The organism is Sorangiineae bacterium MSr11367 (assembly GCA_037157805.1).
Classification (GTDB): Bacteria; Myxococcota_A; Polyangia; order Polyangiales; family Polyangiaceae; genus Pendulispora; species Pendulispora rubella.
The window spans coordinates 6481749-6502232 of sequence record CP089983.1; the positions used below are offsets into that span (position 1 = coordinate 6481749).

Sequence of the window (20484 nt, forward strand, 5' to 3'; positions counted from 1 at the left end):
AACCAAACACGCTACGAGAAACGAACACACGACCTACCTGGGTTGAAATTCAACCGATGATTCGGGCTCAAAACCAACTGTACCTTGCTCGAGGTAAGGGGTGCGACATGTCAGTTCGATTTGCGATGATGATCGTGGGCATTAGTGTGGTGGCGGGGTGCAGTGGTGACGGCAGCGACGGTGCGCCTGCCGATATCGAAGAACGGCACGAGGCCCTCGCCGCTGCGACGCCCAGCACGGTGGTCTTCGACGGTGCGCAGTTGGTGGCGACACGGCAAGCACTCGCCAATGGCGGAGGCACGGCCGCACAGCGCGCGGCACTCACGGCCTTGCTGCATCGCGCCGACGACGCGTTGACCGCCGGGCCTTGGGCGGTGACCGACAAGAACGAAGTGCCGCCGAGCGGAGACAAACACGATTACCTGAGTCAGGGGCCCTATTGGTGGGCATCGAAAACGCCGACGCCGGACAACCCGAAAGGGTGCCCTTACGTGTCGCGCGACGGGCAGCGCAACCCGGAAGCCGATGCAATCACCGACCACTACGAGCGCATGGTGGCATGGGACGCGATCACCGATTTGTCCCTAGCGTGGTTTTACACCGGAAATGCCAACTACGCGGCGCGTGCAGTGCTCGATGTGCGCACGTGGTTTCTCGACCCCGCGACCCGTATGAACCCGAGTCTCCCCTATGCTCAGCTAATCCCCTGTCGAACGGACGTCCGCGGCACGGGCATCATCGATACGTCGCAGAACATCACCCACCTGGTGGACGCACTCGCGATCCTCGATTCGGGCGCGCCGGGTTGGACGGCGGCGGATCGCTCCGGCATGAAGGACTGGTTCACGAAGTTCCTCAAATGGATGCAAACCAGCCCCCAGGCCAAGGCCGAATTGGGCGCCAAGAACAACCACGGTAGCTTCATCGACATGCAAAACGCGGCCATCGCGCTCTACGTCGGGCAAACCAGCAACGCCAAGAGCATCGTGGAGGCTGCGAAGTCGAAGCGGATTGCCGCCCAAATCAAGTCGGATGGGAGCCAACCCGAGGAGCTCTCGCGGACGATGTCGTGGCACTATGCCAACTTCAACCTGACCGCACTGGGCCGCCTCGCCGAAATCGGAACGCACGTGGGCGTCGATTTGTGGCACTACACGGCCCCCAACGGTGCCAATCTGCTCAAGGCGGTGGACTTTCTCATCCCCGCCGCCGAAAAAGGCGCCAGCGCATGGCCGTACCAGCAGATCAACGGCTTTCAACAATTCATCGCGGTCGACATTCTGCACGCCGCCGCCGAGCAAGCGAACGACACGAAGGCCAAAGCGGCACTCTCCAAGGTACCCGCCCCGCCGGGCGGCGACCTCTGGCCCATCCGGCCCTCGTGTACGCCGCTCGATCCGCCATCGCGCTAAGGCGCACGACGGCAGACGTCATTGCGGAACCTTGCGCAAGGTCAGGATGGCATTCTCGTCGGTGACGAGGAGCTGCCCATCGTCGAGCGCGACCACGGCGCGCGGGTAGTTGAGCGTCGTGGGGAGTTGCCCCAGCGAAACGCGGCGCAATCCTCGGGTACCTGCCACCGTCGAAACTTCGGCGGTGGCGGCATCGATGCTACGAATTGCGCTGTTCCCTTCGTCCGCGACGATCAGGCGTCCGCTGGTGTCGATGGTGAGCTCCGCCGGTCGATCGAAGCGGGCAGCCGCTCCCACGCCATCGGCGTGTGTGTGCTCGCCGGGCGATCCCGCAAAGGTCGATACCTGCGCTGTGGCGACATCGATCTTGCGGATGGTATGCAGGTCGTAATCGCTGACATAAAGGTGGCCTGCAAAGTCGGAGGCAATTCCGTAGGGCCAGCTAAATCGCGCCGTGGGGCCAATGCCATCTTCGCTACCGTATTGCGAGGCCGTGCCTGCGAGTGTGGTGACGTTGCGGGTTGCAAGGTCAATGGCTCGGATCGTTCCATTGAACCAGTCGGCCACGTAGAGATGCCCTGCGCGATCGCAGGTGATGCCTTGCGGCGAGAAGAAGCGTGCCTGCGGGCCGACGCCGTCCGTGGAGCCGCCACCACCGGCCGTGCCGGCGATGGTCACCACCTCACGGGTGGCGATATCGATCCTGCGGATGGTGTTGTTCCACGCGTCGGTCACGTACAGATGGCCGTCGCCGTCGCTGGTGATCCCTTCCGGAAAATTGAAAAGAGCGTTCTCTCCGATGCCGTCGGAGGAACCGGAGCGGCCCGGAAAGCCCGCAATGGCGGTGACCTCACCCGTCGCCAAGACCATTTTCCGGATCACCTTGCCGAATCGGTCGGCGATGAAAACGTTGCCGTTGCCGTCGGCGGCCATGCCTTCGTGATCCATGAAGCGCGCGGCGGGTCCGACTCCATCGACCGTATCCTCGTGTTTGGGAACGCCCGCGAATGTGGTCACCTGCGAATTCGCGAGCGCGACCTTGCGCACCACGTGATAGCTCTTTTCCGTCACGTAGAGATTGCCCGAGCCATCCGCGGCGATGCCATAAGGCTCTCCAAATTTGGCGTGTCGCCCGATGCCGTCGACGACATCCGAGGTCCCTAGCCCCGCGACGGTCGATACCTTGGCCGTGGCCACGGAGATCTTGCGCACTTGGTAGTTCCAACTGTCGGCCACGTAAAGGTCGCCGGCAGCATCCCGTACGATCCCCCTTGGGTAGGAGAAACGTGCCGCTTTGCCGGCGCCGTCGGTCGAACCGGTTTGCCTCGCGGAACCGGCGAACGTCGAGACCTGGCGGGTGGCGACGACGATTTTCCGGATCGTACTATTGCCCCCATCCACGACGTAAACGCTGCCGGTGTCGTCCGCCGCGAGCCCTGTCGGGCTACGAAAGCGCGCGGCGACGCCAACGCCGTCGGTCGATCCCTCGGCTCTTGGAGAACCTGCGACGGTCGAGACCTCGCCGGTGGCAAGGACGATCTGGCGGATGGTCTCTCCAAGGTAGTCGGAGACGAACAGATGTCCGGCGCTGTCGAGCGCGAGTCCCTCGGGGAGGTCGAAGCGCGCCGCGGCGCCGATTCCGTCGGTGGAACCGGATTCCCGCGCCGTGCCCGCAAAGGTCGAGACCTCGCCGGTGGCGAGATCGATTTTGCGAATGGTGTCATTGAAGCTGTCCGCGACGTACAGATGTCCGGCGCCATCCGCGACGACGCCATGAGGGCGAAAGAAGCGCGCATCCGTTCCGGTGCCGTCGGCGGAACCGGGATCGTCGCGGGACGAGCCGGCGAGGGTAGAAACTTCGCCCGTGGCGAGGACGATCTTCCGGATGGCGTTGTTGAATTCATCGGCGACGTAAGCGTTCCCCTGCGAATCGACCGCGATCCCCATGGGATCATGAAACCGAGTCGCCTCACCGACGCCATCGGCGGTGCCGTGGCCCCCGATGGCCCCTGCAAGAAGGGCGAGTTCCATGGGATCGGCGTTTTGCAGAGGGAGCGCTCCGGTTTGGCGCGGTTCGCCCCCACCGGAAGAGCAGCCCGCGAATACGGAGATCGACAGCACCAAGGAACGGCAAGCGTGGTTCGTTTTCATCGAGAGCCCTCCGAGCCATACGTCCATTTCGTTGGCTCCGGAAGACGCAAGAGCGTCGTCGATATTCATTTGACGTTGCGAAGCTACCTCCGAGCGCGTCCTAGCAGCTCCCGCGCGCGTGAGAGCTTGCGCGGATCCGCATGCGTCGCTTCGTAGTTTCGCACCGCGCGCTCGAGCAGCTCGACCACCTGCAAGGTACGTCCCAGCCGGATGCGCGCCTCGGCCAGATCCGTCGCAATGTCGGCGAACAGGAACGAATCTGGGAATCGCTTTTCTCCGATCGCCAACGCACGTTGGTAGGCGGTGGCCGCACGCTCGTACCGTGATTGCGCGAAGAGGAGCTCTCCGAGCGTCATCTGCAAACGGGCCTCCGTGGGATGGTCGACGGCGCCGCTCTTTTGGTGAATCGAAAAGGCGTTCTCGAGCGTGCGCTGCGACTCATCGTAGCGTCCCTCCTCAGTCATGATGCGGGCGATCTCGATCAGGAGCTCGCTCATCTTGGGGTCGTCGCGCCCGAACACCTTCTCGAAAATAGCCCTCGCTCGATTCAGCGATGCTTCCGCGTCTCGATAGCGATGAAGCAAGCGGTACACGCTCCCCAGATTGTTCAAGATGTACGCAACCCGCGTGTGCTCGGGTCCGTGCGCGCGCAAGCGAATCGTGAGCGCGCGCTGGTACAGCGTGACGGCCTGCTCGTAGTCGCCTCGGTCCTCGCGATGGATGGCGAGCGTGTTGAGCGTTTCAGCAACGGCAGGATGCTCGGGACCGAAGACGTTCTCGCGAATGGCGAGTGCGCGCTCGTAGAGCGGGATCTCTTCCCCTGCCCGCCCGAGTGACCCCAAGGCAATGGCCATGGCTTGCAGCGACACGGCCACGTCCATGTGCTCGGGGCCGAATTTGCGCTCACGGGTCGCAAGCGCCTTCGCGTGCAAGGCGCGCGCATCCTCGTATTTACCTTGTTGGAATGCAACCTTGCCCAGGCTCGTCCATAGATTGGCCTCCACCGCGTCATCACCGCCGATGCGCTCGAGAACCGCGGTCGCAATCCCGCCGAGGCGCTCGCCTTCTTGGTAGCGTCCGAGCTCGAAGCCGACCAGGTCCACCTGGATCGCCAAGATGCGCGCTTTGATTTCGTCGAGTGCGGCCGCTTCGGCGACGCGAATCGCCGCGTCCAAGGTCGGCTCGGCCTCGCGTGGTTTGCCCGCCTCGAACTGGAGATGCCCGAAGAGCAGCAGCGACTCCGCTTCGAGCAAAGGAGAACCGGCGCGCCGGATCTCCGGGAGCACCGGGCCAAGAAGCTCGGCACCCTCGGCGAATTTCCCGACGAGCTGCAGCGCGCGGGCTTCGGACAGACGTGCGGCGAAGGCTTGCAGGTCGGTTCGAGTTGCGTCGCCGGCGTGCGCGGCGAGCAAGACCCTCTGCGCGGAGCAAGCGTCCAACGAAGGCAGGTTCTCGACCGCGCTTTGGGCCATCTCGGTCACGGTGCCATCGGCCCGCGCAAGAACACGGACGAGCGAGCCGACTCCGCCCATCGCGCGGTCGAGGCATTGCATTCGGCGGTCCAAGAGCTCGCCGGACTGCGTTCCGTGCACCCATGTTGCTTCACAGGTTTGCTTTCGTGCTGCCGCCCACGCGCCGACATATCGATCGATGCCCGCGACCGTGCGGCTCGACGTCCGGTCCGCATAGGACATCCCCGTTGCGAGGAGGGAACCGCGCACCGCCTCGCGTTCGGTGTCGCTCCACACACTTGCCGCGAGGCCCGGGTCTTCGGCGCAAACCGGCGGATGCGCACGAGCGCGCACGAGCACCATCGCGCACGAAGCCAATGCGGCCATGGCCAGCGCGGCAAGCCCGAGGCGCGCTCTTCGAGCGAGCGGGGGTTTGCTTTCCCGCGCCAGCAGGTCAAGGATTCCCTCGAGCGACGGGTATCGCTCGCTGGGATCCGGGGACAGGCCTCTTTCGATGGCACGGCGAAGCCGGGCTGACACTTGGCGTCCACGGCAGGCTTCGTCGAGGGACACACTGAAGCTGTATTGGTCGGCGCGTGCGTCCGCCGAGTGGCCCGCGAGAACCTCTGGCGCGATGTACCCGGGCGTGCCAAACAGCGTGCCCGTCACCGACACCGTGCTTGCCGAGTCGGCGATGGAATGTCCAACCGCAACGCCCTCGTCCTCCGTGGTGAGCGCGCGAACGAGCCCGAAATCGGTCACGCGTGCGCGCCCCTGGCGGTCGATGAGGACATTGTCCGGCTTGAAATCACGATGGACCAGTCGCGCGGTGTGCGCGGCGAAAAGGCCTCGGCCCGCCTCGAGGTAGACGCGCGCAACCTCCGCCCACGCGCGTTCACCGCTCAGCAGCCATTCTCGGAGGGTGCTGCCGTCCACGTGCTCCATGGCGATGAACACCTGCCCCTCCCACTTGCCCACGTCGTAGACCGCGACCACATTCGGGTGCGAAAGGCGCGCCATGGCCTGCGCCTCGCGAACGATGCGCTGATGTGCCGCGTTTCGCAGCACCTTGATCGCGACCTGGCGATGCAACTCGGGATCGTAGGCCAAATACACGATGCCCATCCCGCCCGAGCCGAGGAGCTCACGAATGACGAATCGCCCCACGCGCTCGCCAAGACGGAGAGGCAGATGGTCGCTGGCAAGGGGTTCGCTCGCTCGACCTGGCGTGTGCCCCGCTTCGCCCGCCAGCTCCGACACCGTGAGGCGGCAAGTTTCACAATGCGCAAGGTGCCCTACGAAACGAGAGGCTTGTGCTGGTGAAAGCGCTCCTCCTATATAATCGAGTACCGATTGTTCTCCAGGACAGTCCATCACGCGCGATTCATGTCGAGCGCACTACGATGCCACCCGATTCATCCTTTCCCCACTCTTATCCCGACCTCGTTCATCGTGCCATCGAAACGGCAACCCGAGCCAGCCCGGAATGGCGCGTACCGAAAGACGTTTTTGCGCGGTATCTCACCGAGCGCATTTCGGAGCCATCGCATCTCGAGGAAGCGCTTTCGCATGGTTGGATTGAAGATCTTTACCTCTGTTGCGCCTGTGTAGCCCGAGTTCCCATGGCCTTCGAGGCCATGGACTCGCATCTCGCTGCGGTCACGGCCGCCATTCGCACGCGCCGGCAGGCGATGGACGACGACGAATTCAAACAGCGGCTCCGCGAGCGCTTGTTCGTGGGGACGGCGGGCACGGGTCCCAAGATTTCCAATTACAGCGGCCGGGGTGAATTTCGACATTGGCTCAAGGTGGTGGCCGTCCGCCTGCGGATTGACTGCGAACGGGCGTGCGCCCCCGCCACCCCCGATCGCGATCTCCTACGGCAGCTGGGAACGCTCATCGACAACCCCGAGCTGCTGCATTTCAAGCGGATCTATCGTGCGGAATTCGAACTGGCGCTGGCGGATGCGATGCGCTCGCTCTCCGGGCGGTACGTGCTCTACCTGCGCCAGTACTACTTCGATGGATTGACGCTGGACCAAATCGCACGGCTTCATCGCCTCGATCCCTCGACGGTGAGCCGTACCCTGATGAAGGCGGCCTCGCTGGTGCGCAAGCACTTGCGGCGCACCTTGACCGAACGATTGAAAATCTCGGCCGCCACCTTGGAAAGCATCCTGCGCTTGCTGGATGGCCAACTCAGTCTCCCCCGCGGCATTGCCTTGGACGGATAAATCGACTTCCTACCCCGAAGAAAGAACGCAAGGCCGGGCGGCCCCCGTCTTAAGGGCCGAGATGGCAGTTCTTCGAAGACGACCCACGAGGTCCCTAAACCGCTGGTTATTCGTATTGACCTGTTGACTGGTCCTTGCTGGCTGCGGCCCGCGGGGTTTCTGGCAACGATTCGACCGTCCCGAGGCGTATTACCGGACGACCTACGATGGTCACCTGTTTTCCGCCAAGGTGTACACGGGGCCCGTCTACCGAAGCTACCATTCGGAACCCTGCGAGCCCGAGCGGGCGCCTCGACCCGGGAATACTACCTGATGGGAGAGACCATATCCCCATCCGTCTTTGCCGAGGGGCAGATTACGCTCCAGTGAATGCCGCTCATCGGGGACGCTCGCGAAAAACGAGGTGCCAGACGGGGAAGCTGTACGCGAGCCACACGAGGTTCGTCGTCACGAGGCGCACCGGCAGGTAGAAAGGTCGCGTGCCCGGGATGAATCGCATCACGCCTTCGAACAGGGCCGCGTTCAGGGCGAGGCCCACGAGCTGCACCACGGCGAAGAGCATGGCCTGCGCCCGGCGCACCTTCCCCCGCTCGCCGAATGCAAAATATTTCTGACCGAAATACATGACGATGGCGCCGACCGTAAAGGCCGGAATGCTCGCCGCGCGCGGCCCGAGTCCCACGCCGCTCGTCAACAACGCAAGCACCCCGAGGTCCGCCAACGTCGCGAACGCGCCCGCCCCCGCGGAGCGCGCGAGGCGTTTCAGGACGTTCCAGGGACGATTCATCGCCGCGACTCGGCTCCGCATACCGCCATTTTGCCTCGATCGGCGAGCGCCGAGGAGCGGCTCCCGGTATGGAGTGGCCAGCGCTCGAGCACTTTTTCGTACATCACACAGGCGCGTTTGCGATCGCCCATGCTCGCCAGCAAATCGCCAAACTCGAGCAGCGCGTGAACGTGGGGGATGGGCTCCGCGAGCCAGGTGCAGCTCGCGGTGGCTCGCTCGTAGTAGGGAATCGCTTCCTTCGGGTGCCCCGACAGTCGAAATACGTTCCCGATGGCTCGATCGTGATCGGGCCATCGCTCACTGCGATGGATGAATGGCATATAGCCCGGCAATGCGCGATAGGCCTCTTTCGCGCCCTCCGCCTCGTAGACCGGTATCGCAAAATATTCGCTCCAGATTCGTTGACGGCCATCCAACAGGGTGTCCCGATCGGCGCCTTTGGCGAGGTGCGCATCGCGCATTTGCGTCCATTCGGCCCACGGTATGACCCCCATCGTCGTCGCGTGCGCGGCGACGTACAAAAGGTCGTCGCCGAAGTACGCGCTGTGCTGCATGCCGTGCCTCTCCTGCGCATAATTGGCCAGAGCCTCGCGCGCCTCGGGAAGCAGCCCGAGCTCCGCCCTCAGCATGATGCTCATGACGAAATACGCCGAGCCGCTGTCCTCACCGTATTCGTCACGGATCTGCGAAATCTTGCCGGCCAGCTTGGCATCGATGTCCAGCGCTTCGCGGAGGTGGCCTTCGTACAGCGCAAAACGAAGGTCCTCCCAAAGCTTGTTCGGATCATCGACGCCTTCATTCTTCAATCGGGCGCGTTCCGCCATGAGCGCACGAACCTCGGCGCGGTCTGCGCCCAGACCATCGAGGGCATCGGCAAGCTGGTAGCGCGCGTCGGCGTACGTCGGGTTCATCTCGACGTCTTGACGTGCGACACGCTCGGCGACCGCGCAGTTGCCCTCGAGGCTCTCGAGGTCCGCGAGAAACGACGCGCAGACCGACGCCGCGGGAAAATTGGCCAGGCATCGTTGAAACGTCTGGCGCGATACCTCGACATCGTCGTGCATGCTCCGTGCGATGCCCAGAAATGCGAAGACCACGCCGTCCGCATCCGGAAGGTCCGCGAGCGGTTGCAAAAGGGCGAATACTTCATCGAATCGTTGCGTGCGAATGAGATTTTGCGCGAGGGCAATCATCACCTCGCGATTTTCCGGCTCGCGTCGATGAAGCGCCTCGAGCCGGGTGATCGACAGGGCGAAGTCGGCAGGGAGCGCCATCCCGGGTGCGAGAGCTTCCAAATAGCTTCGCTGCTCGGCGGTCAGTCCACGCCGTGTCTCCTGTGCAGCGATGAACTGCGCGCGATCCGCGTGACGCGGCCAGAGCAGGCTCGTACGCGCCATGGCGAGGTGCGCGCCTCCCGACGAGTCGTCGATGCGCAGCGCCTCTTTGGCCTCCTGCCGCGCCTTCTCGAAATTGCCATCGAGCCACGCGTTCCGTGATGCGGCGAGATGCGCGGAAAGCTGCGCCGACTGCTCGTCGGCTCGCCTTTTCAGCGTCGCCGATTGGCGGAGCCGGTCCGCGCCCAGGACGCCGACCACGAGGGCGAGCACCGCGGCGCCGAGCGCCAACCACCTCGCGCGAGAGCGCGTTGGCCGCTCCGCCTCCTCGGTACGCGCCGCCGTGAACGATGCCTCACGAGGTGACGAGCGCCCGGATGGATGCGCCGCCGATAGCATATCCCGGTTCAGGGGACGGAGCGTGGTGGCCGCGCCAATGCCCTCGGATGGCGGAAGTTCCGGCACCATGCGCGCCAGCTTCGAGGGATCCATCTGGAATACCGACGCGCATGCCTGTGCCAATGCTTGATTCATGCCCTCGGCATCTGGCCACCGGTCTGCTCGATCGAACTCGAGGGCCCGATCGATCACGTCACAGATGGCGCCCGGAATCGATGAGTCGATGTCTTGGAGACGAGGCGCCTTCTTCGTCGCCGCCCAAATGAGCAATTCGCTGCCGGACTCGGCCTGATGGACGTACTTTCCCGAAAGGAGCTTGAACATCGTTGCCCCGAGAGACCAAAGATCCGTCCGGCCATCGATCTCGCGAATGCGCCCCAACGCCTGCTCGGGCGCCATGAAGGCCGGCGTTCCCACGGCGCGCCCGGAGCGTGTGACCGAGGCCATCTCGTTGGTCTCGAAAAAACGAGCGATGCCGAAATCGAGAACGCGAAGGTCACCCGTTTGCGTGACATAAAGATTCTCCGGCTTGATGTCTCGGTGAACGATCTTCGCATCGTGGGCCGCGCTCAAGATGTTCAGCACCTGGTGCGCCACCAGCGCCACTTCTTCCGCCGGAAGCTTGCTGCCCGTTCGTTCGGCGCGCGCGCGAAGCGTCTCGCCCGTGAGAAGCGGCATGACCAGGAAAATGCAACCATCTTCCGCGACGTCGTCGTCGATGACGGGGACGATGCCGGGGTGCTGTATCTTGTTCGCAAGATGCGCTTCGCGCCGGAACAGCCGCTCGAGCTCGGGATCCGTCGAGAGCCGTTCGTGGAGCACTTTGATGGCGACCGCGTGGCCGTTTCGGTGGATGCCTGCATACACGGCGGCCATTCCCCCGATGCCGAGCAATCGCGTGATGCGATAGCGCCCGCAGAGATTCATTCCGATCCGCTGCAGTGCCCGACGCGCGATTGAATCGTCATAAAGCGACGACGACATGCTAGAAGCCGCGAGGATGCCAGACCGTCATCGTCTGTCAAGGCAGTGAGGGATCAGGACACGACGCGGGCGATTCGCTCGGTGTAGAAGTCGACGAACGCACGGACCTTGGACGAAACGGTCTTCTTCGGCGGATACACGGCCCAGATTTCCGCGTCGTTCTCGCCGTCGACGGCGACCCAGTCCGTAAGGATGCGGCGAAGGCCCTGCCCTTCGGCATGCGCGTCGGCCAACCAATCTGGCAGCAGGGCAACGCCGGCGCCGGCCAAGGCCAGCTCGAAGAGACTCTGCAGGTCGTTGGTGCGAATGCGCCCGCTGGGCTCCAGTGTGATCGTCCGACGACCCTTGCGAAAGCGCCACGTGGGCTGCGCCGAGCCGGTTCGAAGGAGGCCGACGTGCTTGGCGAGTTCGTCGGGATGCGCCGGCGAGCCTTCGCGTTCCAGATAGTCGCGGTGAGCGTACGCGTGGACACGATGGGGGGCAAGACGCCGGCCCATGAGGCCCGAGTCTTTCGGTTCGCCGATGCGAATGGCGAGGTCGATGCCCGCCTCGATCATATTGAGCCGCTCCTCCGAAACCACGGCCTCGAGGTCAATCTCGGGGTAGCGCTGCAAGAAAGCAGGCAGGTGCGGCAGCACGTGACCTCGGGCGAAGGCCGGCGGTAACGTCACGCGCAACAAGCCCTTCGGCGTCTGATTGAGCGCCATGGTGACCGCGCGGGCCTCGTCCATCGCAGACAGGGCCAGCCGAGCATGGGCAAGAAATGTCTTGCCGCCTTCGGTGAGGACGAGCCCGCGCGTGGAGCGATTGAAGAGCGCGATGCGCATGTCACGCTCCAGCTCAGCGATCTGACGCGAGACCGTCGACACCTTCACCCCCAGATCTCGAGCAGCTTTGCTGAAGCTCTTTAGCTCCGCAGCGCGGACGAACGCGCGGGCGGCCCCGAAATGATCCATGCGCGGAGAGTACCCCCCAACGCGCAAAACTGCTTTCGAAGCCGCGGACTACTTCTCCCCACCGACCGGCACCAACTTGACCTTCGGAAGCCGGATGCTCGGTCCGGGCCGCTCCAACCGCTCTATCCGCTCTACCCGCTCTACTCCAGAGGAGTCGTCATGTCTGCCATGCCGCAAGCCAACGTGCCCTTCGTCCGCGTCGACTCGGACGAAGCCGATTCGCAATACTTCGAATACACATCGTCGGCCAATCCGGTGGGCATCGGTCTCATCCGCAGGGTGCCCTACCACGAGTTCCCCGCTTCGTCGTATGCCGACGGACCGACGCGCATCGTGACACTGGATCTCTCCCGTGAGCTCGGCACCGACTACCCGGCAACGGGGCCGAGCCTGTGCGCACATTTCGTCCGTGTTCTCACCGGCGAGAGGCTTCGTCTCGACGGGACGATGACATCTCGAGTCTTCTACGTGATCGGCGGCCGCGGGGAGATGCATCAAGGCGACGTGCGTATGGCCTTCGGCGAGGGAGACTTCATCGCCATGCCAGGCAACGCCGACGTGACGGTGATCGCGAAGGAGACGGTGTCTCTCTATTACGTGAACGACGCACCGCTCCTTTCCTACCTCGGCGTCACCCCGATCGGTCCGCGCTTTGCGCCGACGCGTTATCCAGCAGCCCGCGCCCGCGCAGAGCTCCACAAGGTCGCGACCGAGCCTCTCGCGTCGAAGCGCAATCGCATCAGCGTACTCCTGGGCAACGCCCGCTTCCCCCAGACGCGCACCGTCAGCCATGTGATGTGGGCCATGTTCGGCATCCTCCCGGCCCATTCGGAGCAGAAGCCGCATCGCCATCAATCGATCGCGCTCGACTTCATCGCCGCGTGCGAGCCGGGTTGCTACTCGCTCGTGGGCCGGGAGCTCGATGCTCGACACCGCATCGTCCGGCCCACCCGCGTGGATTGGAAGCCTGGCATGGCCTTCGTCACCCCGCCGGGCGCCTGGCACGCCCACTACAACGAATCGGCGCAGCCGGCGCATTTGATTCCCATTCAAGACGCCGGGCTCCACACCTATCTACGTTCACTCGACATCCGCTTTTCTCCCGGGCGCGAGTGAAAGGGCGCGAACGCGATCGCTTCCGTCACGCCGCTGGAAGGCGAGAAAAGCCTTCCCATCGCGATGACTTGCCAGCGAAGGTCGCGTGGGCCACGGCCGGGAAGCCCCCAAAGGAACCGGCTGGCATGCCTCGGTGGCGTAGGCCGCTCCGTTCGGCGGCGTGATACTTCCGTCCGTGCCGATGATCGCACCGTAAATGCCGCAGGTGCCGTCCCGGGATTCTTCCCACGTCATGAAATAGGCATCGCCCGTGAGCGTGGACAAACTCGAAAAGGCGGGGGTGTTCTGCACGGGAAAACCCGTCGGGTCCAGGACGCGCCCGTCGGCGGTGACGCGAGCAGCACGCTTTCCGGCGTTGAAGGTCACGAGAAAGTCGGTACCGTTCGATGCGCTCGCGTTCACCTCCCCGTCGTCGAAGGTGAAGGAGAGCGGCACGGGATCGAGCACGCTTCCCGTTGCGCCATCGACGCGGGCGGCGGACTTTCGCCACCCCACGAGGTAGATGCCCGCGTCATTGCGCGCAATGGTCGAATGGCTGAAGCCCGCGCCAACGACGAAGGACGAAGGACCCACGGGGCTGCCCTGCGCATCGATGCGCCGTCCGAGGATCACGGGCTGGTCCGGGCCGCCGTCGGTGTCGTGTGCCCAACCGGCCCAGGTCACGAGGCACTCGCTGGGGCCGCAGGCCACTCCGGGGACATCGTTCGACGACCCCTGTGACGGCGCCGGCGGAGTATCGAGAACCGTACCCGTGGCCGCATCGATGCGAATGATGCGGAGCGGATCGTTTGGTACGTACCGCGGGGGCGGCACGGCAATGACATACTGCGTACTCGTGGCCGAAACGTTGAACGCTTCGACCTTGTCCGCCACGTGGATCGCGTTCGCATCGAGCACGCGACCATTCGCCCCCACGCGCACCGCATAGAGCGGATAATCCGGGAGTCGGTCGTCTTGCCAAACCACGATATGCCCGCCATTGGGACCGGCCGCCGCACGCGGCATCGTTTCGTTGTTCGGCGCCGAATACAGCGGTATGCGAGGACCGACGCCGGTGTCGCCGGAGGCCAGCCGCGCGGCGGCGACGCCATTCTCGTCGGCAAATCCGACCATGCAGGTCGTCCCCGGGCAGGTCACCGCGAATCCATCGTAGATGCCAGATGCTATAGGAATCGGCGTCGGGTCGATCAGCGTTTTGTTCGGTGTCAGACGTTGCTCTACCAGCACCTTCGGCGAGGAATCCGTAGCCCATACCACGTGGTACACGCTTCCATCGAATCCGACGGCGAGGGAGGTTCCCTTCCCTGCCAAGGCGAGTCCACCCGCGTGAACCGTATTGTCCGACGCCCTGAGCCACGAGAGGAACGAGCCGTTTTCGGCCATGGCGGGTCGTTTCGCATCGCTCGGCGAGCCATTGATGGGTCCGAGTGGAAAGCCGCAGTCGCTAATTCCGTTGATAAGCTGGCCGCCATTCGATACGCCATTGAATTGGCAAGTGGCACTTCCAGCTGCCAATGCCGGATTCGAAGTTTCGATATTGAATTGCGGCGGGGACCCGCCTCCATAATCGGTGACCGGCCCCGACGTTCCATCATCGAACACCGGGACCGATTTGAAGCTCCATCCCCCGGGGCCCGACGAGGGTCCCACCCACCCCACGAGGGCTCGCTCACCATCTCGGCCCGCGACCATGCTCGTGACGGCCCCGCTCGCCGGCGCAACGCGGATCCCCTCGGGGTCCAAGACGATCCCTTCGCGGGTCAAGCGCGCCACGCGTACTTCGCTGTCCGATGGGACGCCACCGAAGTAGCCCCAGGCCACGACGAACTTTGCACCGTCGTAGGCAACGGCCTCTCCGCCGGGGAGCCGGATCGGGACGGTGTCGACGACGGTTCCATCGGGCCGCACACGGATGGCCCGCCGACTCGCCACGAACATGGCCTGCTCCCCGTCGTTCGTCGCGACCACCCGGCCCAGGTTGATCTGGGCACGGGGGACGGGCGCGTCCATCGCGATCTCGCCCTGGGCCGGGGGCTCGCCCCCGTCAGGGTTCGTGGCATCGGGACCGCCGGCGTCGGGGCTCGCGGCATCCCCGGTCGTCGCGTCGGCGGTCGTCGCGTCGGCGGTCGTCGTGTCGGAGCGGCCCGAAACGCCGGGATCTTGCGATGCAGTGCAGGCGGCAAAGGGTACGAGCACGAGACCCAAGATCCATGACGCTGGGCGATTCATTCGATCCTCCGTACGGTGGCCAGGCCAGTTTGGCCCTTGACGGTGTTTGGCGCACCGTCGGCGTTTCCGTCAGAAGAATCGTCGGTCTGTTTTTTTGTGAAAGCGAGCAACCAAGCCCGCCTAACGGACGATACGCGAGAAGCTCAGTTGGCGCTGAGCACGTCCCCGAAGAGGACCCAATCTTTGCCGTCGAACCGCACGAGGCGTAGCTGTTCCACGGGAAAGAAATCCGTCGGGCTCGTCTTGATGCGGATTCCGGGCAAGAGCAAACCTGGCGCGAAGTCCAGATTGGCAGCCTGCTTCATAATGTTCTCGCGACTCAGATCGGCGCCACACTGCGTAAGCACCTGCACCATGGTCTGCGCGGCAATGTAGGCATAGATGTGGAAGCTGTCGGACAAACTTCCCTCGGGATAATCCTCTTTCATGAAGGTGATGAATTCCTTCATGGCCGGATCGTCGTTCCACTGCTTGTCCGTCGGGTCTTTGTAATACGCGACGGTGACGAGACCGACCGATTTGTCCAAGCCCGCGGGCGTGAGAACGGTACCGACCGACGCGGAGACGTTGCTCAGATAATGCGTAGGCTTCCATCCGATGTCGTACGCCTTGCGTATGGCTTGGGCCCCGAATTTGGGCGTGGTGATGTTCACGAACGTGTCGGCGCCGGAGCCCTTGAGGGTTGCGATCTGCGAGTCGACCGTCGCGTCGGAGACTTCGTACGTTGCCTCAGCAACGATCATCTTCGCTTTGTCGGCCAGCCCAGCTTTCAGGCCCTTGAGGTAGTCCTTCCCGTAGTCGTCGTTCTGGTAGAGGACGGCGATTTTCGAGCCCGATTGCGCGGACATCAGGTGCTTCGCGATCGTGCTGCCTTCGAGCTGATAACTGGGATTGAACCCCATGGTCCACGGATGATGCTCGGGGTCGCCCCACCGGGTGGCGCCGGTGGCCACGAACAATTGGGGCACTTTCTTCGTCTGCAGGTAATCCTGAATGGCGGCATTCGGGGCCGTACCCAGTGGCTGAAAGACGAGAAGGACCTGCTCTTGCTCGACCAGCTTGCGTGTCTGCTCGACGGTCTTGGGAGGGCTGTAGCCGTCATCGACCGTGATGAAGTTGATTTTGTGACCGCCCACGCCGCCTTTGGCGTTGAGCTTTTTGAAGTACGCGGCCTGCAGCTTGCCGACGGTTCCATACGAGGAGGCGGGCCCGCTGTAGGGCATCGTCTGGCCGATCTTGATCTCGGCCTCGCTCCGAACCGCGGCCTTCGTTTCCGAGCGTTCTTCGCCCCCCTTCTTACAGGCAAGGCAGGTAAGCGCGAGGAAGGAGGTCGCTGCGACGATTCCAAATGCCGTAGATTGTTTCACGGTTCCTCCTGAGGTGGTATGGCCCGATGGGGACGTGAGAATTGAAACGCGCGCGCAGTGAGGCGTTCGATCAGGCCGGCGATGCCGCGGGGCATGACGAGCGCACAGCCGATGAGGACGATGCCGTAAATGGCCCACGGCGCCGCCTTCGAGACTTCATCGGCCATGTTCGGCACGAATTGAATGAACAGCGCGCCGTAGATGGCGCCGGAAATGGTGGCGATTCCCCCGACGACGATTCCGACCAACAAGCCGATGGATAGAAAGATGGAGAAGCTGTCCGGCCCCACGAACTGCACGGTGAGCGCGGCCAGCGCTCCGGCAATGCCGGCATACATGGCGCTGATCCCAAAGGTGATCGACTTGTACATCGACGCGTCGATGCCCGCCGCGGACGCGGCGACTTGGCGATCGCGGATGGCGATGATGGCGCGCCCGGTGGGCCCGCGCACGAGGTTTCGCGCGCACGCGAACGCGCCGGTCGCCACGGCGAGGCACAGGAAATACAGCCACTGATCGGCCGCGAGCGGGAGGCCGAAGGGGGCTTCCGGTTTGACCAGGGTGATCCCTTGTACACCGCCAGTCCAATGCTCGATTCCTCGGTATTTGAGAATCTGCGGGAGCACGACCCCAAGGGCAAATGTCGCTAGGGCAAGGTATACGCCCTCGAGGCGCAGGGCGGGCAAGCCGAAGAGAAAACCGAGGATCGCGCAAACGCCGGCCGCGCACGGGATGGCGAGCCCGTAGGGCATGCCGAGCTTGTGGATGAGAATGGCCGTCGTGTAGGCGCCGATTCCATAGAATGCGCCATGGCCGAGCGAGATTTGACCGCTGTACCCGGTGAGCAGGTTGAGACCGAGGAGCGCGATCGCCGAGACCATCACGAGGGTGACCTGAAAGACCCGGTAATCGCTCAACACGAAGGGAAGAACGACCGCGAGCACGAATAGGATGAATCCCCGAATGTGTCGGCGGCTCATTAGACCCTCGTCACCAAGGTTTTGCCGAATAGGCCGGTGGGGCGGACGACCAGAACTCCGAGGATCAGAACGAGGGCGACCGTTAGTTTGAGCTCCGTTCCAACGACGTAACTGCCAATGACATTTTCCAGAACGCCGACCGCAAATCCGCCGAACACCGCGCCCGTCGGATTGTCGATGCCCCCCAGCAATGCGGCGGCAAAGGCATAAAGCATGACGCCGGACATCATGTTGGGGTCGAGAAACACGACGGGGGCAATCATCATCCCCGCCACCGCGCCAATCCCGGCCGCGAGCCCCCACCCGAGGGCGAGCATCGAGCCGACGCGAATGCCCACCAGCCGACTCGATTCGGGATTCTCGGCCACCGCCCGCAGCGCGAGGCCGAGGGACGTAAAGCGAAAGAATCCGTAGAGGAGCAGAAGCACGACCAAGGTCGTGCCGATGGCGCCGACATCGTGCGTGCCGATGTACGGATTGCCGAAGAGGGGCTCCGCCGGAAAGGGGCTTGGGAACGTTCGAATCGTGTAGGTAAAAACCCAACCCGCGAGGCTGTTGAGGGTCAGCAACAGCCCAATGAAGATGATCACCACCGAGAGTACCGGCGCCCGCTCGGCCCGGCGCAAAATGACGCGCTGGATGAGCGCTCCCATGACGAACGACAACGCGACCGTGGCGATGAAGGCGACCCAGTAGGGCAATCCTGCTTGAATCATCGCGGAGGCGAGGTACGTCGAGCACATCGCCATTTCGCCCTGTGCAAAGTTCACCAGGTGGGTCGCCTGGTAAATCATGACCAGGGCGAGCGCGAGGCTGGCGTAAATGCCGCCATTGGCCAGGCCCCCCAGAACTTGGTGCAAGAGCGCTTCCATGTTCAATATCCCAAGTAGGCGCGGCGAAGCGATTCGTCGCCGTGCAGCGTGTCGGGCGGGCCCGTCATCACGACGCGCCCGGTCTCGAAGAGGCAAACATGATCGGCGAAGTCGAGCGCGAGGGCGGCATTTTGCTCCACGACGAGGACGCTCACCCGTTCCTCGCCGTTGATCTGCCGCAGAATGCCGTACATCTCCTGCACGATCCGCGGCGCCAGGCCGAAGGAGGGCTCGTCGAGGAGCATGAGCTTCGGGCGCAGCATGAGCGCGCGCCCGAGTGCGAGCATCTGCTGCTCGCCGCCCGAGAGCGTGCCCGCTTGCTGCGTGCGTCGCTCCTGGAGGCGCGGGAAATAGCGGTACACGCGTTCCAGATCGCGCCCCACCTCCGCCTTGTCGCGGCGGGTGTAGCCGCCAAGGCGGAGATTCTCCTCCGTGGTGAGGCTCGTGAACGTCCCCCGACCTTCGGGCACGTGGGCCATGCCGAGGCGCGCGATGTCCTCGGCGCGCATGCGATCGATGCGCGCCCCCTCGAAACGGATCTCGCCGTCGCGTGCGATCATGCCGCACAAGGCGCGGAGCAACGTGGTCTTCCCCGCCCCGTTCGCGCCAAGCACCGCGGTGACGCCACCCAAGGAGACCTCGAGGTCGATGCCGTGGAGCACGCGGCCTTGTCCGTAGCCGGCATTCAAGCCGCGCACCGCGAGGAGGCTCATGACGCCGCCTTCCGTTCAAGGTCGCGCGGCGGACCGCTGCGCTGATCCCCGAGGTACGCGCGAATGACCTCGGGATCGCGCTGCACCTGCTCCGGCGTCCCGGCGGCGATGCGTCGCCCGAAGTCGAGCGCCACGACGATATCGGAGAGGCTCATGACGACGTGCATGTGATGCTCGACCAGCAGCACGGTCAGTCCGAGCCGTTCCTTGAGCGAACGGACGAGCGCCGTCAGCTCCTCGACCTCGGCATGATTGAGGCCCGCCACGGGCTCGTCCAGCATGAGCAATCGCGGCTTGCATGCCAGCGCACGCGCCAGCTCGACGCGCTTTCGCGTACCGAATGGCAGATCGCTCACCCGGCGATGGGCCACATTCTCGAGGCCCAGCATATCGAGCCATCGCGCCGCCTCGGCCGCGAGCGCGCGTTGGGCGCGCACGGCCGATGGAAACCGAAGGGCATCGGCGAGGAAGCCGCGCCCGAGCCGGCGATGCGCCCCGAGCGCGATGTTCTCCGCAACGCTCAGCGTGTCGAAGAGCGCCACGTTCTGGAAGGTTCGCGCGATTCCGAGGCCGGCGATTCGGTGCTGCGGTTGCGAAAGCAGCGAGACACCGTCCAGCAAGATGTCCCCGCCGTGAACGGGATAGAGGCGACTAATACAATTGAACAACGTCGTCTTGCCCGCGCCATTCGGCCCGATGATGCCGACGATCTGGCCTTCGGGCACATCGAAGCCCACACCATCGAGCGCCATGATCCCGCCGAAGCGCACACGCACATCACGACAACGCAACAACGGTCGATGCGACTGCCTCGGATCGGTCATCGCAGCTCCCGCCCCCGGCCATCGAGATTAGACGAGGCGCGAAAAAGAAAAGGGGCAAAATTTTAGCACCTGAGCCGAGTGGCGCGCGCACCTGAGAACGTCTAAGATCCTGCGGACGGATGCACTATCTTACGAAAGCGGCCGGAGCCGCTGCCTTGATCGGGGTCCTTGCGAGCGCAACCATTGTTCTTCGGCGTGAAAAGCCTGTCGTTTTGGCGGCAGTCGCGTCGGCCGCGTCGGCGACGCCGGTTGCCGTCGAGGGCACAACGTCCTGCGATCGCAATACGGAAGCGTGTGACACACATCGACCCAACGCGGCAAAGGCCGCCGCTCGGCTCGAGGGCCGTCCGAGGATGATCGCGTTTTCCAGCACGGCGTGTCCGGCGTGCGAGCGGATGAAGCCGCGACTCGCGGAAGCGATCAAGGCGTGTCACGGAGAGGCGGACGTCACCCGCGTCAATATCGACGATGACGCAGGCGAAGCGCTCGCCGCGACGTACGACATCTCGCTGCTTCCCACGTACGTGAATGTCGACGCTTCGGGCAGCGAGGTCTCGCGCCTCACCGGTGTGCAGTCCGAAGAGCGTCTCGAGCGCAGCATCGAAGAGGTGCGCGCGGTGCAGTGCGCGTCCATCGAGAAGAAGACCGACGAAAAGACGCTGTAGTGCGCTCGAA

General features: G+C 64.0%; 15 protein-coding genes. 4 read left to right on the forward strand and 11 right to left on the reverse strand.

The features are described 5' to 3' along the window. The first annotated feature begins 107 nt into the window (after positions 1 to 107). The gene (locus LVJ94_24845) at positions 108 to 1412 is read left to right on the forward strand and encodes an alginate lyase family protein (protein WXB10443.1); all 1305 of its coding nucleotides are present in this window, start codon (positions 108 to 110) and stop codon (positions 1410 to 1412) included. 18 nt (positions 1413 to 1430) lie between these two features. Here the strand turns inward: LVJ94_24845 and LVJ94_24850 are convergent, their stop codons facing one another. Together LVJ94_24850 and LVJ94_24855 are read right to left on the reverse strand one after the other, a co-directional pair. Further along, positions 1431 to 3563, reverse strand: a complete 2133-nt coding sequence (locus LVJ94_24850; GenBank protein WXB10444.1) for a hypothetical protein — start codon at positions 3561 to 3563, stop codon at positions 1431 to 1433. An 83-nt stretch (positions 3564 to 3646) separates the two neighbouring features. Then, entirely contained in the window at positions 3647 to 6274 is a 2628-nt protein-coding gene (locus LVJ94_24855) for a serine/threonine-protein kinase (GenBank protein WXB10445.1), read from the reverse strand. Between the two features lie 143 nt (positions 6275 to 6417). Between LVJ94_24855 and LVJ94_24860 the strand changes: the two genes are divergently transcribed. Beyond that, a complete protein-coding gene (locus tag LVJ94_24860; protein ID WXB10446.1) occupies positions 6418 to 7248 on the forward strand; it encodes a hypothetical protein in 831 nt (276 codons plus the stop codon). 376 nt (positions 7249 to 7624) lie between these two features. Here the strand turns inward: LVJ94_24860 and LVJ94_24865 are convergent, their stop codons facing one another. The 3 genes from LVJ94_24865 to LVJ94_24875 all read right to left on the reverse strand — a co-directional run bounded on the left by LVJ94_24865 (position 7625) and on the right by LVJ94_24875 (position 11708). Continuing rightward, on the reverse strand, positions 7625 to 8035 hold the full coding sequence (locus tag LVJ94_24865) for a GtrA family protein (protein ID WXB10447.1): 411 nt from the start codon (positions 8033 to 8035) through the stop codon (positions 7625 to 7627). Then, positions 8032 to 10695, reverse strand: a complete 2664-nt coding sequence (locus LVJ94_24870; GenBank protein ID WXB10448.1) for a protein kinase — start codon at positions 10693 to 10695, stop codon at positions 8032 to 8034. Before LVJ94_24870 ends, LVJ94_24865 begins: the two co-directional genes overlap by 4 nt. 110 nt (positions 10696 to 10805) lie before the next feature. Further along, on the reverse strand, positions 10806 to 11708 hold the full coding sequence (locus LVJ94_24875; protein WXB10449.1) for a LysR family transcriptional regulator: 903 nt from the start codon (positions 11706 to 11708) through the stop codon (positions 10806 to 10808). Between the two features lie 159 nt (positions 11709 to 11867). Between LVJ94_24875 and LVJ94_24880 the strand changes: the two genes are divergently transcribed. Then, complete coding sequence (locus tag LVJ94_24880; GenBank protein WXB10450.1) at positions 11868 to 12824, forward strand: cupin domain-containing protein; 957 nt, start codon at positions 11868 to 11870, stop codon at positions 12822 to 12824. Here the strand turns inward: LVJ94_24880 and LVJ94_24885 are convergent. The 6 genes from LVJ94_24885 to LVJ94_24910 form a co-directional block, all read right to left on the reverse strand. Beyond that, positions 12789 to 15053, reverse strand: a complete 2265-nt coding sequence (locus LVJ94_24885) for a hypothetical protein (GenBank protein WXB10451.1) — start codon at positions 15051 to 15053, stop codon at positions 12789 to 12791. The two genes, LVJ94_24880 and LVJ94_24885, sit on opposite strands and share 36 nt — an antisense overlap. A 143-nt stretch (positions 15054 to 15196) precedes the next feature. Further along, complete coding sequence (locus tag LVJ94_24890) at positions 15197 to 16420, reverse strand: ABC transporter substrate-binding protein (protein WXB10452.1); 1224 nt, start codon at positions 16418 to 16420, stop codon at positions 15197 to 15199. Beyond that, a complete protein-coding gene (locus LVJ94_24895; protein ID WXB10453.1) occupies positions 16417 to 17400 on the reverse strand; it encodes a branched-chain amino acid ABC transporter permease in 984 nt (327 codons plus the stop codon). Before LVJ94_24895 ends, LVJ94_24890 begins: the two co-directional genes overlap by 4 nt. Continuing rightward, the gene (locus tag LVJ94_24900; GenBank protein ID WXB10454.1) at positions 17400 to 18272 is read right to left on the reverse strand and encodes a branched-chain amino acid ABC transporter permease; all 873 of its coding nucleotides are present in this window, start codon (positions 18270 to 18272) and stop codon (positions 17400 to 17402) included. The genes LVJ94_24895 and LVJ94_24900 overlap by 1 nt, the downstream gene beginning before the upstream one ends. 2 nt (positions 18273 to 18274) lie before the next feature. Next, positions 18275 to 18985, reverse strand: coding sequence for an ABC transporter ATP-binding protein (locus LVJ94_24905; GenBank protein WXB10455.1), 711 nt, complete (start codon positions 18983 to 18985; stop codon positions 18275 to 18277). Beyond that, positions 18982 to 19737, reverse strand: a complete 756-nt coding sequence (locus LVJ94_24910) for an ABC transporter ATP-binding protein (protein WXB10456.1) — start codon at positions 19735 to 19737, stop codon at positions 18982 to 18984. Before LVJ94_24910 ends, LVJ94_24905 begins: the two co-directional genes overlap by 4 nt. 425 nt (positions 19738 to 20162) lie before the next feature. Here LVJ94_24910 and LVJ94_24915 point away from each other — a divergent pair, with 425 nt between their 5' ends. Beyond that, the gene (locus LVJ94_24915) at positions 20163 to 20474 is read left to right on the forward strand and encodes a thioredoxin family protein (protein ID WXB10457.1); all 312 of its coding nucleotides are present in this window, start codon (positions 20163 to 20165) and stop codon (positions 20472 to 20474) included. The last annotated feature ends 10 nt before the right edge of the window (positions 20475 to 20484 follow it).

Bases quoted from the DNA above. Each gene is read 5' to 3' on its own strand.
- LVJ94_24865 (WXB10447.1), bottom strand. From the start codon at position 8,035: ATGAATCGTCCCTGGAACGTCCTGAAACGCCTCGCGCGCTCCGCGGGG.
- LVJ94_24850 (WXB10444.1), bottom strand. From the start codon at position 3,563: ATGAAAACGAACCACGCTTGCCGTTCCTTGGTGCTGTCGATCTCCGTA.
- LVJ94_24870 (WXB10448.1), bottom strand. From the start codon at position 10,695: ATGAATCTCTGCGGGCGCTATCGCATCACGCGATTGCTCGGCATCGGG.
- LVJ94_24905 (WXB10455.1), bottom strand. From the start codon at position 18,985: ATGAGCCTCCTCGCGGTGCGCGGCTTGAATGCCGGCTACGGACAAGGC.
- LVJ94_24910 (WXB10456.1), bottom strand. From the start codon at position 19,737: ATGGCGCTCGATGGTGTGGGCTTCGATGTGCCCGAAGGCCAGATCGTC.
- LVJ94_24915 (WXB10457.1), top strand. From the start codon at position 20,163: ATGATCGCGTTTTCCAGCACGGCGTGTCCGGCGTGCGAGCGGATGAAG.
- LVJ94_24900 (WXB10454.1), bottom strand. From the start codon at position 18,272: ATGGAAGCGCTCTTGCACCAAGTTCTGGGGGGCCTGGCCAATGGCGGC.
- LVJ94_24875 (WXB10449.1), bottom strand. From the start codon at position 11,708: ATGGATCATTTCGGGGCCGCCCGCGCGTTCGTCCGCGCTGCGGAGCTA.
- LVJ94_24880 (WXB10450.1), top strand. From the start codon at position 11,868: ATGTCTGCCATGCCGCAAGCCAACGTGCCCTTCGTCCGCGTCGACTCG.
- LVJ94_24860 (WXB10446.1), top strand. From the start codon at position 6,418: ATGCCACCCGATTCATCCTTTCCCCACTCTTATCCCGACCTCGTTCAT.
- LVJ94_24885 (WXB10451.1), bottom strand. From the start codon at position 15,053: ATGAATCGCCCAGCGTCATGGATCTTGGGTCTCGTGCTCGTACCCTTT.
- LVJ94_24845 (WXB10443.1), top strand. From the start codon at position 108: ATGTCAGTTCGATTTGCGATGATGATCGTGGGCATTAGTGTGGTGGCG.
- LVJ94_24895 (WXB10453.1), bottom strand. From the start codon at position 17,400: ATGAGCCGCCGACACATTCGGGGATTCATCCTATTCGTGCTCGCGGTC.